This is a genomic window from Bacillus sp. NTK074B (assembly GCF_017303375.1).
GTDB lineage: Bacteria > Bacillota > Bacilli > Bacillales > Bacillaceae_B > Rossellomorea.
In genome coordinates this window covers 62,912-80,754 of record NZ_JAFKOH010000003.1, presented here as the reverse complement: position 1 = coordinate 80,754, position 17,843 = coordinate 62,912, and the positions used below count along the sequence as shown (strand labels likewise).

15 protein-coding genes are annotated in these 17,843 nt (G+C 45.5%); 10 read left to right on the top strand and 5 right to left on the bottom strand.

Annotated elements, in window-relative coordinates; translation table 11 throughout:
* Positions 1-15: 15 nt before the first annotated feature.
* The 4 genes from JI667_RS06320 to JI667_RS06305 form a co-directional block, all read right to left on the bottom strand.
* Entirely contained in the window at positions 16-1,038 is a 1,023-nt protein-coding gene (locus JI667_RS06320; RefSeq protein WP_206851262.1) for a DUF4179 domain-containing protein, read from the bottom strand.
* The gene (locus JI667_RS06315) at positions 1,035-1,598 is read right to left on the bottom strand and encodes a sigma-70 family RNA polymerase sigma factor (protein ID WP_206851260.1); all 564 of its coding nucleotides are present in this window, start codon (positions 1,596-1,598) and stop codon (positions 1,035-1,037) included. Before JI667_RS06315 ends, JI667_RS06320 begins: the two co-directional genes overlap by 4 nt.
* A 386-nt stretch (positions 1,599-1,984) precedes the next feature.
* Positions 1,985-2,491, bottom strand: a complete 507-nt coding sequence (gene ytrI / locus JI667_RS06310; protein WP_206851258.1) for a sporulation membrane protein YtrI — start codon at positions 2,489-2,491, stop codon at positions 1,985-1,987.
* Positions 2,488-2,823 carry a YtrH family sporulation protein gene (locus tag JI667_RS06305; RefSeq protein ID WP_206851254.1) on the bottom strand — a complete coding sequence of 112 codons (336 nt, stop codon included), beginning with the start codon at positions 2,821-2,823 and terminating at the stop codon, positions 2,488-2,490. Before JI667_RS06305 ends, ytrI begins: the two co-directional genes overlap by 4 nt.
* 137 nt (positions 2,824-2,960) lie before the next feature.
* Here JI667_RS06305 and dnaE point away from each other — a divergent pair, with 137 nt between their 5' ends.
* From dnaE to JI667_RS06265, 8 genes are all read left to right on the top strand, one after another.
* Positions 2,961-6,311, top strand: a complete 3,351-nt coding sequence (gene dnaE / locus JI667_RS06300; protein WP_206851253.1) for a DNA polymerase III subunit alpha — start codon at positions 2,961-2,963, stop codon at positions 6,309-6,311.
* A gap of 162 nt (positions 6,312-6,473) precedes the next feature.
* A complete protein-coding gene (locus JI667_RS06295; RefSeq protein ID WP_206851252.1) occupies positions 6,474-7,712 on the top strand; it encodes an NAD(P)-dependent malic enzyme in 1,239 nt (412 codons plus the stop codon).
* Complete coding sequence (locus JI667_RS22875) at positions 7,709-8,368, top strand: FadR/GntR family transcriptional regulator (protein ID WP_206851251.1); 660 nt, start codon at positions 7,709-7,711, stop codon at positions 8,366-8,368. The genes JI667_RS06295 and JI667_RS22875 overlap by 4 nt, the downstream gene beginning before the upstream one ends.
* A gap of 133 nt (positions 8,369-8,501) precedes the next feature.
* The gene (gene accD, locus JI667_RS06285) at positions 8,502-9,371 is read left to right on the top strand and encodes an acetyl-CoA carboxylase, carboxyltransferase subunit beta (protein ID WP_206851249.1); all 870 of its coding nucleotides are present in this window, start codon (positions 8,502-8,504) and stop codon (positions 9,369-9,371) included.
* Entirely contained in the window at positions 9,365-10,345 is a 981-nt protein-coding gene (gene accA / locus JI667_RS06280; RefSeq protein WP_206851248.1) for an acetyl-CoA carboxylase carboxyl transferase subunit alpha, read from the top strand. Before accD ends, accA begins: the two co-directional genes overlap by 7 nt.
* 327 nt (positions 10,346-10,672) lie before the next feature.
* Positions 10,673-11,632: a 6-phosphofructokinase gene (gene pfkA, locus JI667_RS06275; protein ID WP_206851247.1), complete on the top strand. Its 960-nt coding sequence runs from the start codon at positions 10,673-10,675 to the stop codon at positions 11,630-11,632.
* Positions 11,633-11,663: 31 nt separating this feature from the next.
* Positions 11,664-13,424, top strand: coding sequence for a pyruvate kinase (gene pyk / locus JI667_RS06270; protein ID WP_206851244.1), 1,761 nt, complete (start codon positions 11,664-11,666; stop codon positions 13,422-13,424).
* Between the two features lie 290 nt (positions 13,425-13,714).
* Positions 13,715-14,101 carry an FxsA family protein gene (locus tag JI667_RS06265; protein ID WP_206851241.1) on the top strand — a complete coding sequence of 129 codons (387 nt, stop codon included), beginning with the start codon at positions 13,715-13,717 and terminating at the stop codon, positions 14,099-14,101.
* A 504-nt stretch (positions 14,102-14,605) separates the two neighbouring features.
* Here JI667_RS06265 and ytvI read toward each other — a convergent pair.
* The gene (gene ytvI / locus JI667_RS06260) at positions 14,606-15,712 is read right to left on the bottom strand and encodes a sporulation integral membrane protein YtvI (RefSeq protein ID WP_206851240.1); all 1,107 of its coding nucleotides are present in this window, start codon (positions 15,710-15,712) and stop codon (positions 14,606-14,608) included.
* Between the two features lie 158 nt (positions 15,713-15,870).
* On the opposite strand from ytvI, the gene JI667_RS06255 reads away from it, so the two are divergent.
* The gene (locus JI667_RS06255) at positions 15,871-16,329 is read left to right on the top strand and encodes a DUF441 domain-containing protein (protein ID WP_206851238.1); all 459 of its coding nucleotides are present in this window, start codon (positions 15,871-15,873) and stop codon (positions 16,327-16,329) included.
* A gap of 325 nt (positions 16,330-16,654) precedes the next feature.
* Positions 16,655-17,773, top strand: a complete 1,119-nt coding sequence (gene citZ, locus JI667_RS06250; RefSeq protein WP_206851236.1) for a citrate synthase — start codon at positions 16,655-16,657, stop codon at positions 17,771-17,773.
* Positions 17,774-17,843: the final 70 nt, after the last annotated feature.

Below are 17,843 nucleotides of genomic sequence, written 5' to 3'. Positions count from 1 at the left end.
TAGGGGAGAGATCATTTATTCTTTTAAATCAATAACGATGCTGTCGAGTTGAATTTCGCTGTGGCCTTTTCCCGACCCAAGACTGGCGATTTCAACGGGCTCGATTATGAGCTTAGTGGCCCCTTCCTGTATGGTACCGAAAGCCGTTGTTCCTTCCAGCGATTTTCCGTTATCCTCTGAGAATCCGCCGCCACCCGTTCCATTAAGGTAGACATGACCGAGGTCATCCGTCACTTTGAATACTGGTGATACTTCCGGCCACTTCTCGAGAAGTTTTCCTGATACTTCCTGCTCATATGCGATCACCGTCGAAACATCTGTAAGCTCAACGGATTTTAACGTAAAGTTAATATCATGCGTTTTAGTTGTTTCATTTATCAGCCTCACATCTCCATCCAGTCGTTTTAATGAAAAGGCGAAGGACCAGTCCCCGTCAACCTCTAGATCATTGGACGTGCTGTAAAGTGTCTGTGGTTCCCAAGTGACCTCCACCGTTTCCGGAAAATCGCTGCCTTTAAAACTTGGGGTAATGGTGGCCAGGCCGACATACCGGTTATCGCTGATCTTCGTGAGTTGACTGCTTCCACCGCTTCCGTTTGCCCCTTTGACGTCGAACCAATGTCCCCCACTGAGGATGTCTTCCCCGAAGTCTTTATCCGTTTCAATCGCATAGGAGACGGTAATATTCGTGCCGTCGTACACGGCGTTGTCGATCAGGACGGTCACCCCGTTACTCGTTTCTGTCAGACCGATGTCAGTCGAGAACTCGTCAAATTCTTTATAGGTGTCGTCATTGCTGAAGTATTGAATGACATTATCCATAAAAGGGATTTGGTCTGCGAAAGAGGGATAGGCATAGCCTGCAGCAGTGGTTACCCCGATCAGCATGGCAGACGCAACGGCCATATTCTTCCAAATCCCGGTCTTCTTTCCACGTGATTTTAATACATGTTGTTTGACACGCTTTTTCTCCAGGCTTGTCACTTCTTCCAATTCAAGAGAATCAATATCTAACTCTAACCATTCTTTCATACTCATACTAGCCGCTCCTTTAACTTCATGTTAGACGCTAACTTTTTCTTCCCGCGGTACAAGCGGTTATCCACTGCCGCTTTTGAAAGGTTTAACTGATCTGCAATTTCCATATTGGTCAGCCCCAGAAAATATTTCATCATGAAGATGTCCCGGTCCAGCTCCTCCAGTTGACTGATGGCAGCTAATAATTCGTGTTTTTCTTCCTTCTGCAATACGGATGTATCGGTTCCGGGAGTACTCGATTTGGCAAGGAGGGATTCGTCCTGCTGTTCACGGTCGTTTCTTTTTTCTGACTGACGGTATTGATCGATCGCTTTGTATTTCGTGATCATCCCGATCCACTTTTTGAAATCTTCTGCCTCGCCTTTAAATTGATGGGAATTTTGCCAGACGGTGAGGAAGACATCATTGATACATTCATCGACATCCAGACGATTTCGATTGTGTAGAATTTTTGTAGCAATTGTTTTCACAAGTGGCATGTAAGCATCGATGATATATTCCAATGCATCCTCTTTCTTCTTTTTTAACCTGGTGATGAAATTGGTCGGTGAACTTTTCATTTGATTCGCTCCTTATATGGTTGAAAGGCCTTTACATTATGTACAACGAATGGAAGTAGAAAAGATTCTCATCGTTAATGGAATTTTTTTGATTGATACATTTTAGTATACAGTGAAGGCTCACTGAGCGGTGGGTTTTGGACAATTGTGTAAAAAGACGCAATTGTCAGTGGAAATGACGCAATCAAGGTCGGTTTTGACGCAATTATCAAAAAAATGACGCAATAAAATAAATTTTGACGCAATCCCACTGAAAAATGACGCAATCACCTCACGAACGAAGGATGAATCCCATCAAGAAGCCGCTCAGAAAGGCTCACTGAACCGAGATCTCTAAAAAAGAACTCAAAAAAGAACCCGCCACCAGACAGGTTCACCCAACAAATCTAATCATCCTCATACTTCAATTCCAACGTAATCTGCGTAGTCGTAAAAAAGTACATTTCCTTCACTTTCAATCGAAAGTTCTTATCATTCAGCTTGACGGTTTTATTTTCAATGATTTTCTTGATCAGTTCTTTATTTCCGTACACCGATTCCAGGTCCTTGGTCAACAGGCTCCGCAAGTCTTCACTCAGCTTGTCCTCGGTTTCGTGAATGCTGAGCAGTTCCACCTTCGTTTTGGTCGTATTGATGATCTTGATTTTGACTTCTTGTATCACGAGCTCGTTTTCATTTTCATGGTTTAATTGCTTGTATTCTTCCTGTAAGTAGGACAGGGTGTTCTTCAATTTGCTGATATCGTTTTTCTGTTCTTCAATCTTAAGGGCCTGTTTTTCATGCATGGTGCCAAACATGAAGAGGAAGATCATCCAACTGATAATGCCTCCTACGACCATTCCGGCGAAGAACCGCTGCCAGGAGGGGAGCCGGTAAAAGGGTGGGATCCTCATGACGGCATATGCTCCTGCGTCAGCCAGGTGATGATCATGGCAGCCGTGTTGGCCCCTCCAAGAGCAGACAGGATCCACAGGAATTGTTTGAGGAGCTCTTTCGTCTCTCCGTTCAGGAAGCCTTTTTCAAAGCTGTAAACTGTATCGAATGTGCCGCCGATCGCGGCGATGATGGCCCAGATGCGCAGGAAATCGGATAGTCGTCTCATTTCAATGAACAGGGGCTGCCCCATGGCAAACGAGGCCAATCCGCCGAGCAGGGACCCTCCAAGCAGTACTCCCATAGCAATAAAGAAGCTTTTGAATAATTCGGGAAAGAAAGCTTCTGCCATTTCATCATCTCCATCTATTACGTGTCTTTACGATAACTATATGGGATTGGGGGACAGGATATGAGGGAGAACATATTTTCTTTTTTGACGTTTCTTACCTATAATAAAGGTATATTGAGAAAAAGGTTGTGCATAACATGTCATTTGTTCATTTACAAGTAGCAAGTGCTTATAGTCTCTTGTCTAGCACGATTTCGATAAATGGACTTGTACATAAAGCGAAAGAATCGGGGTTTAAGGCGCTTGCCTTGACCGATCGAAATATGATGTATGCCGCCATCCCATTTTATAAGGCGTGTATAAAAGAAGACATCAAACCCATCATTGGATTGACCGCGGATATTGCCTCAGAGGAAGGTTCCCATCCCCTTGTTCTCCTTGTGAAAAATCAAACGGGTTATCAGAATCTATTGAAAATCTCGAGTGCCATCGGGGCGAAGTCGAAGGAGGGACTTCCGTTGAAGTGGCTCGCTTCTTATAGTGATGGACTAATTGCCATCACACCAGGCGTCAAAGGTGAGATCGAACGTCTGTTACTGGAAGGGAGATATGACAAAGCCAAAGAATGCATCCACACGTATCAAAAAGTGTTTGGCAGAGATTCCTTTTATTTGAGTATCCAGAAACATGGGATATCATTTGAAGATACTTTGATCCCATTCCTGCAGCAGTTGTCCGGGGAGACCGGGACGGATATGGTTGCCACCAATGACGTGCAGTATCTCGAGCAGGAAGACCATTTTGCCCATGAGTGCATGGCGGCGATCCGTGACGGGGTGAAGCTTTCGGAGGATGACCGGGATGTGCTTGGCTCAGAGGAGTATTACTTTAAGGGCAAGGAGCAGATGGTGGAGTTATTCCCGGATCACATCACGGCTCTTGAGAATACGATGAAGATAGCGGACCGCTGTCACTTGACCATCCCTTTCCATCAGCAGCTCCTTCCGAAATATCCGTTGCCGGAGGGAGTTACTGCCCTTCAGGAATTGACCCATCTCTGTGAAAAAGGATTAAGTGAGCGGGTGGAAACGATTTCTGATGAGTACATTGAACGTCTCGATTATGAGCTGGACGTCATCGGCAGGATGGGTTTCAGTGATTACTTCCTGATCGTGTGGGATTTCATGAAATATGCGAAGGATAGAGGAATCCTGACCGGGCCGGGACGTGGATCGGCAGCCGGTTCTCTTGTCTCGTACGCGTTGAATATTACGGATGTGGATCCCATCGAGCATCAATTACTGTTTGAGCGATTCCTGAATCCGGAACGGGTATCCATGCCCGATATCGATATTGATTTCCCTGATCACAGGCGGGATGAAGTGATTGAATATGTGGAAGGAAAGTACGGGAGTCTCCATGTCGCCCAGATCATTACGTTCGGGACATTCGCAGCCAAAGCGGCGCTTCGCGATACGGGTCGGGTGTTCGGACTCAATATGAAAGAGCAGGAGCAGGTCTCGAAGCTGGTTCCCAATCAGCTCGGAATCACCCTGAAGGAAGCGTATGAAAAGTCGAAGGGATTCCGCGACTTTGTGACGGGCTCTGATCACTACAAGAAATTGTTTCAGACGGCCCTTAAGCTTGAAGGGCTTCCAAGGCACACCTCAACCCATGCGGCGGGAGTCGTGATGAGTGAAGCACCCTTAGTACAGTGGGTACCGATCCAGGGGAGTTCATCGGGGATTCATTTGACCCAATACTCCATGGATATATTAGAAGAGATCGGCCTCTTGAAGATGGATTTCCTCGGACTTCGCAATTTGAGTATATTGGAACGAATCGTAAAGAATGTTCAAATGGGAACCAATAAATCGTTCTCCATTGATACGATCGCGATGGATGATGCCAAAACCTTCGAACTATTGAGTAAAGGACAGACGAACGGGATCTTTCAGCTTGAGTCTGAAGGGATGCGGAATGTCTTAAAACGCCTGAAGCCGAGCTCCTTTGAAGATATCGTCGCGGTCAATGCCCTGTACCGTCCGGGTCCCATGGAGAATATTCCGACCTATATCAATCGGAAACATGGAAAAGAACAGGTGGAATATCCGCATCCTGATTTGAAGCCGATTCTTGAAATGACGTACGGGGTCATCGTGTATCAGGAGCAGATCATGCAGATCGCTTCGAAAATGGCCGGGTTCTCCCTGGGCGAATCCGATCTCCTCCGAAGAGCCGTTTCCAAGAAGAAAAAGGATGTCCTTGACGAGGAGAGGGCGCATTTTGTATCGGGATCCATCGGTAAAGGCTATAGGGAAGACGTCGCTCACACGATCTACGATTTGATTGTCCGTTTTGCCGATTACGGTTTTAACCGGTCACATGCGGTAGCCTATAGTATGATCGCCTATCAGCTCGCTTACCTGAAAGCCCATTATCCTGCGTTCTTCCTCTCATCACTCCTGACATCCGTCGTAGGGAATGAAACAAAGGTGGCTCAATACATTCGGGAAGCCACACAGTATGGAATAAAGATCCTTCCTCCGTCCATCAACAGCAGTCAGTTTGTCTTTACGGTGGAAGGGAAGGATCGGATTCGCTACAGCATTGGTGCAATCAAAGGAATCGGGGCGGCTGCTTTAAAGGAAATCATCCGTGCGAGAAAAGAAAAGCCGTTTCAGGATTTGTTCGATTTCTGCATGAGGGTGTCTTCGAAGACAATCAACCGGAAAATTCTTGAGAATCTCGTTCTCTCCGGGGCATTCGATGAATTTGGCATTGATCGTGCGACATTGCTTGCTAGCCTGGACGTGGCTGCTCAGCATGCGGAGCTTGTAAACCCCGAAGACGATCCCGACTTGTTCCATGAAGAAGAAGCCTTTATGTTAAAGCCTAAATATGTGGAAGTGGAAGAGATGACCATCGATACAAAGCTTCAGTTTGAGAAGCAGGTTCTCGGACTGTATTTATCGGATCACCCTGTTTCCCCTTATCGCCTTCTATTTAAAGGACTCGGGCTGAAGCAGATAGCCGATCTTCAGAAAGGAACGAAACTCACACTCGGTGGTTATATAACCGGAGTGAAGTCGATCCGGACTAAAAAGGGGGAAGTGATGGCTTTCCTGGAGATCGGGGATGAAAGCGGTGAGATGGAAGCCGTGGTCTTCCCGAATGTTTATAAAAATAATATGCCTCTTTTAAAAGAAGGGAATATTCTCCTATTCGGGGGGAATGTAGAAGATCGCAACGATAAGTTGCAGTTCATCGTAAACCACCTGGAAACGATGGAAGATGTACAGGCACGGGTGAAAGAGAGCAGCCAAAAGCTCTATTTGAAAATTGCATCGGATCAGGATCAAGAGGCTTGTATGGAAGAAATCCAGCGCATCATCAGCCTTTTCAAAGGGAAGAATCCGGTCATCGTTCACTATGAGAATGCCAAAAGAAGTATAAGGCTTCCGGATCACCTGCGCATCAGTCCGTCTCAGGAGGCTCTTAGGGAATTGTACCGGATTCTCGGAGAGGCCAATGTCATATTGCAATAACACACTTTACTAAAACCATATTTTATATTATTGTTTAATAGAAAAAGGTGGTCTGACCACCTCTGACCTTATTATTTTTACTCTATATTTTTACATTTAGAAGATACGCCTGCGGGCGGATCGATCCATAGTCTGTAAAAGAATCAGAAGGAGTGAGTCAATTTGTCATTACGTGAAGAAGCTCTGCATATGCATCGAGTGAATAAAGGGAAATTAGAGTCTAAATCAAAAGTGGAAGTCCGGAACGCGGATGACTTGAGTTTAGCTTACTCCCCTGGGGTGGCGGAACCTTGCAAGGAGATCTATGACAAGCCGGAAACGGTCTATGATTACACCATGAAAGGAAATATGGTTGCGGTCGTTTCTGATGGTACAGCTGTACTGGGTCTTGGAAATATCGGACCGGAAGCGGCTCTTCCTGTCATGGAAGGAAAAGCGGTTCTATTCAAGAGTTTTGCAGGGGTGGATGCATTCCCGATTTGCTTGAATACAACGGATGTGGACAAGATCGTTGAAACCGTCAAGCTTCTTGAGCCGACATTCGGTGGCGTGAACCTTGAGGATATCGCTGCACCGAACTGTTTTGAAATCGAAGAACGGTTGAAGAAAGAAACCAATATCCCGGTTTTCCATGATGATCAGCATGGTACGGCGATTGTAACCGTGGCGGGACTTGTGAACGCTCTCAAGATTGTCGGGAAGAAGATGTCCGAGATCAAAGTCGTGGCAAACGGAGCCGGTGCCGCCGGTATGGCGATCATTAAACTCCTTTACCGCTATGGCGTGAGGGATATTATCATGTGTGATTCCAAAGGTGCGATCTACGAAGGTCGTCCCGAAGGAATGAACGGCACGAAAGACGAAGTGGCGAAATTTACAAATCGTGACCACATCAAGGGCGGTCTGGCAGAAGTATTGAAGGAAGCCGATGTATTCATTGGGGTATCCGTAGCTGGTGCCTTGACCGAGGAGATGGTTTCTTCCATGAAGCAGGATCCGATTATCTTTGCCATGGCGAACCCGGTACCTGAAATCATGCCTGAGCTTGCAAAAGCGGCAGGAGCCAAGGTTGTGGGTACAGGCCGTTCCGATTTCCCTAACCAGGTGAATAATGTCCTTGCCTTCCCGGGGATCTTCAGGGGTGCACTGGATGTCCGTGCGACTCACATTAATGAAAAAATGAAGCAGGCTGCCGTTGAAGCGATTGCCGCCCTCATCACCGAAGATGAATTGAATGCGGATTATGTCATTCCTGCACCGTTTGATAAGCGTGTAGCACCTGCCGTGGCCGCTGCCGTAGCGAAGACGGCAATGGAGACAGGAGTTGCCCGCTTGAAGGTCGACCCTGAGGAAATCCGTAAAAAGACAGAAGATCTAGCGGTTATCGGGAAGAGTGAATGATGGCAGAAGTGAACTCTCTCCATACACACGCTAAGGTATATATTGGAATTGTTCACCAGCTGAGAGAAATGATATCAAAGGACTGCCTCAAGCCCGGAGATAAGATTCCATCCGAGAGGGAGCTGTCCGAACGATTGAATGTCGGACGCTCTTCCGTCAGGGAAGCACTCCGGGCCCTTGAGCTGTTGGGTCTGATTGAAACACGCCGGGGAGAAGGCACCTTTTTGAGGGATTTCAGGGATCATCACCTGATTGATCTACTCGGCATGTTCATCCTCCAGGACGACATGGCCCAGGAAGACATCCTTCAAACGAAAATGATGATTGAAAAAGAAGCGCTGATAGCTTTGTTTGTAGATAAAAGGAATACAAATTCCTTAAAACAGAAAGTGTCCGAATGTGAGAGTCTGGACGACGTATTCAGGGAGATTGTGATGATCAGCTCGAACTTTCTATCACAGCGTATCTGGAATATCCTGAATGATTTTGAAACTTTGATCTGCGGTGAGAAGAAGCTTACTGAAGATATGAGGGAAGAGTTGATCAGGATGCTCCACGGCATCGATCATGGCGAGAAAGAGACTGTGCAAGAGGCATATAGAAGGGTTAGGGAAATTGTCGATGAAGATGCGACAATTTCCAACATCTTTTTTTAAGCACTTCCATTAAACTGATAGTCAAGCAGTTTTATATCATGCATTTACTATAGAGAAGCGAATGGGCAGCTGTCGTGTAAGGGAATATTTCCCGCTGAAGTTAGCTACTGTCATTCGGTAAGGAGGTTTCACCTTGCTAAAGGAACTTTTTAACAAATCGAAAAAGAAAAAATATGCAACGATTCCTTCTGAAGCGGCCAAACATGACGTTCCGGAAGGCATCATGACAAAATGTCCTGACTGCAAAAAAATCATGTATACGAAAGAACTTCAAAAGAACTTAAAGGTGTGCATTCATTGCGGATATCATCATGGCATGAGCTCACCCGAGAGAGTCGATAGTTTTATAGACGAAGGCACGTTCAAGGAGCTTGATCAGGACCTGACTTCCGGGAATCCACTGAACTTTCCTGATTATGAGAGTAAAGTGGAAAAAGACCGTAAAAAGACGGGGATGAATGAGGCCGTACTGACAGGAACCGGGAAGGTGAACGGGATCGAAGTGGTAACAGCCATCATGGATTCCCGCTTCAGAATGGGAAGCATGGGGTCCGTGGTCGGAGAGAAAATCACGAGAGCCATTGAAGAAGCCGATAAACGGAAGGTTCCGTTCATCATCTTCACGGCTTCAGGCGGGGCACGGATGCAGGAAGGGGTCTTATCCCTGATGCAGATGGCCAAGACCAGTGTAGCCCTGAACCGTTTGAGCGAGAATGGGGGACTTTTCATTTCGATCATGACCCACCCGACGACAGGCGGTGTTTCCGCAAGCTTCGCGTCAGTCGGCGACTATAACTTCGCCGAACCGGGAGCATTGATCGGCTTTGCAGGCAGACGGATCATCGAGCAGACGATTCGTGAGGACCTGCCTGAGGATTTCCAGACTTCCGAATTTTTACTGAAACATGGACAACTTGACGGAGTCATCTCGAGACTCGAGTTAAAAGAGAAAATCGGTACAGTACTTGATATACATCAGTGGGACGGTGATCTGCCATGGTAAATGAGATGGAATTTGAAAAACCGGTGGTTGAGCTCAAGAAGAAAATCGCCGAATTGAGGGAGTTCACTCAGAATTCGGACGTCGATCTATCGAAGGAAATCGAGAAGCTTGAGAGCAGGCTGACGAAGCTCGAAAATGATATCTACGAAAACATGAAGCCATGGGAAAGGGTTCAGGTGGCACGTCATCCGAACCGTCCGACCACGCTTGATTATATCAGTTATCTCTTCACGGACTTCATCGAAATGCACGGAGACCGTCTGTATGGTGATGATGAAGCGATCGTATCTGGCGTCGGGAAGTTTCACGGTGTCCCTGTGACAATCATCGGTCACCAAAGAGGGAAAGACACGAAAGAGAATATCCGCCGTAACTTCGGGATGCCTCATCCTGAAGGCTACCGGAAAGCGTTACGCTTGATGAAGCAGGCGGACAAGTTCAACCGGCCGATCATCTGTTTTATCGATACAAAGGGGGCATACCCTGGGAAAGCCGCAGAAGAGCGCGGCCAAAGTGAAGCCATTGCACGGAACCTTGTTGAAATGGCCGGTCTGACCGTTCCCGTCATCTGTGTTGTCATCGGCGAAGGTGGCAGTGGCGGTGCATTGGCCCTTGGAGTGGGAAACCATATTCATATGCTTGAAAACTCCACATACTCCGTCATCTCTCCTGAAGGGGCAGCGGCGATTCTCTGGAAGGATTCGACCCAGGCGAAACGCGCGGCTGAATCCATGAAGATTACAGCACCTGATTTAAAGGAGCTTGGAATCATCGATGAGATCATTACGGAAGTAAAAGGCGGTGCACACAAGAACGTAGAGGAGCAGGCGAAGTATATCAATGACGTCTTGAAGAGCTCCCTGAAAGAATTGATCCCGATGAAAAAGGACGAATTGATCCAGCATCGCTATGAAAAATTCAAGGCGATGGGTGAATATTCCGTTTTAAACGATCGAATCGGGGTAAAATCATAACGTACGATGGACTGACAAATAGGAATGACCTTTTGTCAGTCTTTTTCATTCAAATCGTTAAGAATAAACGGTTTGTGACGATTTATTGAAGGTTTTAACAATTAAAACGCTTCCATTTAATAGAGTATTTCGTCTTTTGCGTTTCCATCCAGTAACTTGTTGAGAACCTTGAACCTTCGTGTTATTTTAGAAATAATCCAAAGTCTATTGGTCCATAATAATGTAATGAATGCAAACCGAGAATTTCTTTTTCTTTGATTTATGTGAAACGATTAACAATACCATTCCATTACATATAAAGGCATATTTCTTAATGAGGTGATCGTAGTGAAAAAAATTGGTGTATTAACAAGTGGTGGAGATTCACCAGGTATGAATGCAGCCGTCCGTGCAGTTGTGCGTAAAGCCATCTTCATGGATATAGAAGTATACGGTATATATCAAGGGTATAACGGATTAATCAACGGGAACATAAAGAAGCTCGAGCTTGGTTCCGTCGGTGATATCATTCACCGCGGCGGAACGATGCTGTATACAGCCCGCTGTGAAGAATTCAAAACAAAAGAAGGTCAGAAAAAAGGGATCGAGCAATTAGAAAAACACGGCATTGAAGGACTTGTTGTCATTGGTGGAGACGGTTCTTACCAAGGTGCAAAAGCCTTAACGGAATGGGGTTACCCATGTGTCGGTGTACCTGGTACAATTGATAATGATATTCCAGGGACTGAGTACACAATCGGTTTCGATACAGCCCTTAACACGGTTATCGATGCCGTCGATAAAATCCGTGACACGGCGACATCCCATGAGAGAACGTTCATCATCGAAGTGATGGGACGTAATGCAGGGGACATTGCTCTTTGGGCAGGACTTGCCGGTGGGGCTGAAACGATTCTGATCCCTGAAGAGAAATTCGATCTTGATGACGTCGTGAACCGCTTGAAAAAAGGACAGGAACGCGGCAAAAAGCACAGTGTCATCATTGTCGCAGAAGGTGTCATGTCCGGGAATGAATTCGCCAACCGCTTCACAGAAGCAACTGGAATGGATACACGGGTTTCCGTTCTTGGTCATATTCAGCGCGGTGGAACGCCGACTGCTGCAGACCGTGTATTAGCGAGCCGCCTAGGGGCTCACGCCGTTGAACTATTAGCTTCTGGTAAAGGCGGAAGAGCGGTAGGAATTGAGAAAAATCAGTTAGTTGATTACGATATTATTGAAGCACTTGCCAAGCCACATGTCATTGATTTAAATATGTACAGACTTTCCAAAGAGCTTTCAATCTAAATTAGTTGTAAGATTTCAGGAGGTAGAGAAAATGAGAAAAACGAAAATAGTATGTACGATCGGTCCTGCCAGTGAAAGTGTAGAGAAGTTATCACAACTGATCGAAGCAGGGATGAACGTTTCCCGCTTGAACTTTTCACATGGTGACCATGAAGAACACGGACAGCGTATCATCAACATCCGCGAAGCAGCTGAAAAAGCCGGCAAGACAGTCGGGATTCTGCTTGATACCAAAGGTCCGGAAATCCGTACGAACAACATGGAAGGTGGGGCTATTGAACTGACTCAAGGTTCAAACGTCATCGTATCCATGAAAGAAGTACAGGGAACAACTGAAAAATTCTCCGTTACATACGAAGGATTGATCGAGGATGTTCACATAGGTTCTAAAATCCTTCTGGATGACGGATTGATCGGTTTAGAAGTTACGGAAATCGACAAAGCGAACGGTGAAATCCACACATATGTTGCCAACAGTGGAACACTTAAAAATAAAAAAGGTGTTAACGTACCTGGTGTATCGGTGAACCTTCCAGGGATCACCGATAAAGATGCCAGTGATATCGTATTCGGTATCGGACAAGGCGTAGACTTTATTGCGGCTTCCTTCGTACGTCGTGCATCCGACGTTCTGGAAATCCGTCAATTATTGGAAGAACACAATGCATCTCATATCCAAATCATCCCTAAAATCGAGAACCAAGAGGGTGTAGACAATATCGATGAAATCCTCGAAGTTTCTGATGGTTTGATGGTCGCACGTGGAGATCTTGGTGTTGAGATCCCTGCGGAAGAAGTACCACTGGTTCAGAAGATGCTGATCAAGAAATGTAATTCACTAGGGAAGCCTGTCATCACAGCGACTCAAATGCTTGATTCTATGCAGCGCAACCCAAGACCGACAAGAGCGGAAGCAAGTGACGTAGCCAACGCCATCTTTGATGGTACGGACGCCATCATGCTTTCTGGTGAAACGGCAGCAGGTTCATATCCTGTTGAAGCGGTTCAAACCATGCATAACATCGCATCAAGAGCAGAAACGGCCCTTGATTACAATGCGATCCTATCTTCACGCAGCAAAGACAGCGAGCACAACATGACGGATGCCATCGGGCAATCTGTCGCTTACACGGCTCTTAATCTTGATGTGAATGCCATCGTCGCTCCTACTGAGAGTGGTCACACGGCACGCATGATCTCTAAATACCGCCCGAAAGCACCAATCGTAGCCGTGACGGGTACAGATTCTGTATCACGCCGCTTGGCGCTTGTATGGGGTGTTTACCCTACTGTCGGACGCAAAGTAACGACTACAGATGAAATGCTTGATATGGCTGTAGAAGAAAGCGTCAATTCAGGCATGACGAAGCACGGAGACCGCATCGTCATCACAGCAGGTGTTCCAATCGGTGAATCCGGAACAACTAACCTGATGAAAATCCACGTGGTAGGCGACATCGTAGCAAAAGGCCAAGGAATTGGCCGTAAATCGGCTTACGGTAAAGCCGTTGTGGCGACATCTGCCGAGGAAGCTGTCAAGAACACGACAGAAGGTTCTGTCCTTGTGACAATCGGCACGGATAAAGAAATGATGCCAGCCCTTGAGAAGTGTTCTGCCCTGATCGTAGAAGAAGGCGGACTTACTAGTCATGCAGCTGTTGTAGGAATCAACCTGGGAATCCCTGTAGTGGTCGGTGTTGACCACGCCACTTCTTTATTCAAGAATGGCCAGGAAATTACAGTGGATGCTACACACGGCGTGATTTATAATGGGTATGCAAGTGTATTGTAAGTAGATATTTGTGGGAAACCAGAGCTTTTTGTGGGCTCTGGTTTTTTTATGTATATTTAGTGGTATGGTGTGGATTGTAGGCTATGGCACAAGTTTTGGTGAGAGTGGAACGAGTTCGGGTAAAAGTGGCACAAGTTTAATGATAATCAGTTGTAACGAATGGTGAAAGTGCCTGAACATAGACTCGAACTGCCGTAAACAGAGCAGAAGCTGCCAGCATAATACATGAAATCTCTAATATGCTATAATAGATAGAAGAAAGCACTCTAAATCAAATGGAGGAATCCATCATGAGATATATGCTATTACTATTGATTATCATACCTGCCCTTGAAATCGGCTTATTGGTTCTTTCCGGACAGGCCATTGGTCTTGTTCCGACAGTGTTGTTGATTATTACGACCGGGATTCTCGGAGCGTACCTTGCAAAGAAGCAGGGAATCGAGACCATCAGAAAGGCTCAGCGGGATATGCAGTATGGGCAGTTGCCTGGAGACGCCATCATAGATGGTTTGTGCATTCTGGTTGGAGGGGTCGTTCTGTTGACGCCTGGTTTCATTACGGACGCTCTTGGTTTCTTATTACTGCTGCCGGCCACAAGGAAATTGTTCAAACCATTTATCTACCGATTATTCAAGCGATGGATCAATAATGGGAATGTCATCATATACAGATAGAGAAAAAGCACTGCCCAGTGATGATAACGGGTTTACTTGTGAGGTGCAATGCGGTAAATTCTTGGCCAAATCAAATAAGGAATCAAATAAAATTCACAACCAAAAAAGCTTAGAGATGCCCATATCTCTAAGCTTTTTTTTAATTTCTTTTTTTCAAGAAACCACCAGTATGTTGTACAAGTTCAGTAGATGCTACATCTAAATAAGCGGAAAAATTCCTCTTAATTAGGAAGTAGTAATGAATATAGCTTAAAAAGCCGGAATATGGGTGGTTTTTCTTTACGTAAGCGGAAAAATCCCGCCTATTTACCCTGATTCAAGCTCTGTTCTGAAGGTTAACCGTAATATCTCCGCTTATTCTATCTATCAAAAATTAGCCACTAACGAAAGCACCAATCATGCACACACTCTCTAATAATCAATTCATACCCTGTAAATTATATTGAGAATTCAATGCCTGCACCTCACAAGTAAAACCGTTGCCAGGGATGAGCAGTGCTCTTCCTACTTTACTCCCATAATGAACTTCCACGTATCTTCAAACACACCTGCACGCTTCAAAGTGGAAAGGATCACGAGCACTACTGGTCCAACAATCAAACCTAAAAAACCTATTAATTTAAAACCGACAAACAGTGCAATCAAAGTGGCAAGGGGATCGAGCCCGATGCTTGAAGACAATACTTTCGGTTCCATGATTTGACGTTGGACGACGACGACCATGTAGAGAACGGACAGCCCGATTCCGAGGCCCACGTTGCCTGTGATGAATTCATAGGCGATCCATGGGACGAATACCGCACCGGTTCCGAGATAAGGCAGGATGTCAACGAGACCTGTCACGAGGGCGATGGTAATTGCGTAATCTACTCTCAAGATGATCAATCCGACGAGGACGATGATTGCGGTGATCGAGATGAGAGTGAATTGGGCACGGATGAAACCGAACAGGGCCCGTTTTAAGTCGATGAATACTTTTCTGCCGCTGCTCATGGCTTTCCCTGGAATGATTTTTTCCGCTTTCGCAGATAATGTATACCAATCCTTACTGATAAAGAACGTGGCCAGTGCGGCGAAGATCAGGACGGATGCGGCATTTGGGATCCACGAGATCAGCTGGGGCAGTTTGGTGAAAAAGTTTTGCAGGAAATCACCTGCAGATGTGGCAATTTTAGTTCCGGCAGTCTGGATATTTTCTAGAATCGTGTCCTGTTGTCCGGCTTCAAGGTTTTTAAATAACCCGGAGAGTTGATTATAAAGCGGGATGACCTGGCCGACAATGATATCCTCTGCATATGTAACAAGGGTTTGAACATGCTTAGGAAGTTCTTCTGCTAAGTAATTGGCACCGGAAACAATTTCAGCAATCAATAATGTGATGAGCCCGGCAAATATGGCGACGATCAGAATGAGGGAAAGGGTCACTGCCCAGATTCTTGGAAGCCACTTTTCAAGTCCGTTCACCAGGGGATTGATCAGTAAGGCTATGGCAACGGCAATGATGAATGGATATGCTAGCTTCCACATGTAATAGAGTGAAATTAATGAGAGAATGATGATCGCTACCACGACCAGAAAGCGGATGGTTCGATAAACATAATCTAAATTCAAAGGCTTCCCTCCTACCGAGTCTAGTACTTCTATTTTATCGGAGACAGGAAATGAAAGGAAGATATATTTACTGTGGTTTCAGTATTTTGTGACAGGTGGATAAAGTTGATATGGTAGGATAATGTTTAGAGTATATAAAGGGAGGGGAGGGGTAGGGTATGACACAGCCGTTCATGTTTTTATTGCTTTTATTGGGAATCGGTTTGATGGCGAAAAACCAATCCATTATTATAGCCGTAGCATTTTTGATTGTTCTTAAGGTACTTGGGATGGATGGAAGAGTATTCGCAACCATTCAGTCGAAAGGGATTAATTGGGGTGTCACCGTCATTACGATTGCGGTACTCGCACCGATTGCAACAGGGGAAATCGGCTTCAGGGATCTGTTGGATTCATTGAAATCCCCTTATGCATGGATTGCTCTCGCGTCTGGTATGGCAGTGGCCTTAATTGCAAAGAACGGATTGATCCTTTTGGAGGATGAACCTCATCTCACGACTGCACTGGTTCTTGGAACCGTCCTCGCTGTGGCTTTGTTTAGAGGGGTTGCAGTGGGACCACTGATAGGCGCGGGCATCGCCTATCTCGTACTGAAAGTGTATGAATTTTTCCTTTGAAGTGCCGCTCGGGATCACACCGAGAGGTTGCTTTTTTGGTATGGTTTATTTTTCTAGAAAAATAATTTTTATAGAAATTGGTGCGTTTTCATTCACAAAAGTCAGATAATTGTTTATAATAGGAAATGTAAGCGCATCCCAAGCTCTCGTGTTATTATTGGAAGAGCCGGGAATCATTTTTTGTATAGGAATTGAGCAATCGCTCAACGTGTTTCGTTACGTTCTTTTTAAACAAGCCTACTAGATTTAATAGATCGTTTTGTAGGGTTTTATACTCATATGAAAATGGGTAAAAGAGAAATACTTAACAAAAGGAGAGGTTATTATGACAGCAACTCGCGGATTAGAAGGAGTTGTAGCAACAACATCATCTATCAGTTCGATCATTGACGACACTCTTACATATGTTGGCTACAACATTGATGACTTAGCAAACAATGCAAGCTTCGAAGAGGTAATCTACCTATTATGGCATCTGAAATTGCCTAACGCATCGGAACTACAGGAATTTACAGAGCTGTTGGCAGCTAACGCTGAACTGCCTAAAGAAGTGCTTGAGCATTTCAAGATGTATAACATCAAGGAAGTCCATCCGATGGCCGCTTTACGTTCTGCCGTTTCCTTACTTGGCTTATATGATGACAAAGCAGACGTGATGGAAGACAAGGAAAACTACTTGAAAGCTGTTCGCCTTCAAGCGAAGATCCCGACGATCGTTACAAGCTTTTCCCGCATCCGCAACGGTCAGGAACCGGTTGCCCCACGTAAGGACCTGGGCTTTGCCGCTAACTTCTTATACATGCTGACAGGTAAAGATCCTGAGCCTATTGAAGTTGAAGCATTCAATAAAGCACTTGTCCTGCATGCGGACCATGAGTTAAACGCCTCTACTTTCACAGCACGTGTCTGTGTGGCAACTCTATCAGACGTCTATTCAGGTGTTACGGCTGCAATCGGAGCTTTAAAAGGGCCGCTACACGGTGGGGCAAATGAGCAGGTTATGAAGATGCTTACTGAAATCGGTTCTGTCGATAAAGCAGAAGAATATATCCTGGACAAGTTAGAGAAAAAAGAAAAAATCATGGGCTTCGGTCACCGTGTATACCGTCAAGGGGATCCACGTGCCAAGCATCTAAAAGAAATGTCCAAAAAATTAACTGAATTAACAGGACAAAGTAAATACTACGAAATGTCCGTTAAGGTTGAAGACGTATTTACGTCAAACAAAGGCTTGCCGCCAAATGTTGATTTCTACTCGGCATCTGTCTACCACAGCTTAGGCATCGATCATGATCTATTCACGCCGATCTTTGCGGTAAGCCGTGTATCCGGCTGGTTGGCGCATATCCTTGAACAATATTCCAACAACCGCCTGATCCGCCCACGTGCTGATTATGTGGGGCCTGGCAAGCAGGAATATGTACCTGTCGATCAAAGAGGGTAATCATCAATATTTACAAATAGTAAAAATATTGGTGTAATAATAAGAGAAGGGGAATGACTCAACATGCTTA

Excerpts from the sequence above, each read along its gene's own strand:
- JI667_RS06265 (WP_206851241.1), top strand. The coding sequence starts at position 13,715 with ATGAGATATATGCTATTACTATTGATTATCATACCTGCCCTTGAAATC.
- pyk (WP_206851244.1), top strand. The coding sequence starts at position 11,664 with ATGAGAAAAACGAAAATAGTATGTACGATCGGTCCTGCCAGTGAAAGT.
- ytrI (WP_206851258.1), bottom strand. The coding sequence starts at position 2,491 with ATGAGGATCCCACCCTTTTACCGGCTCCCCTCCTGGCAGCGGTTCTTC.
- dnaE (WP_206851253.1), top strand. The coding sequence starts at position 2,961 with ATGTCATTTGTTCATTTACAAGTAGCAAGTGCTTATAGTCTCTTGTCT.
- JI667_RS22875 (WP_206851251.1), top strand. The coding sequence starts at position 7,709 with ATGATGGCAGAAGTGAACTCTCTCCATACACACGCTAAGGTATATATT.
- citZ (WP_206851236.1), top strand. The coding sequence starts at position 16,655 with ATGACAGCAACTCGCGGATTAGAAGGAGTTGTAGCAACAACATCATCT.
- JI667_RS06315 (WP_206851260.1), bottom strand. The coding sequence starts at position 1,598 with ATGAAAAGTTCACCGACCAATTTCATCACCAGGTTAAAAAAGAAGAAA.
- JI667_RS06255 (WP_206851238.1), top strand. The coding sequence starts at position 15,871 with ATGACACAGCCGTTCATGTTTTTATTGCTTTTATTGGGAATCGGTTTG.
- JI667_RS06320 (WP_206851262.1), bottom strand. The coding sequence starts at position 1,038 with ATGAGTATGAAAGAATGGTTAGAGTTAGATATTGATTCTCTTGAATTG.
- JI667_RS06305 (WP_206851254.1), bottom strand. The coding sequence starts at position 2,823 with ATGGCAGAAGCTTTCTTTCCCGAATTATTCAAAAGCTTCTTTATTGCT.
- accA (WP_206851248.1), top strand. The coding sequence starts at position 9,365 with ATGGTAAATGAGATGGAATTTGAAAAACCGGTGGTTGAGCTCAAGAAG.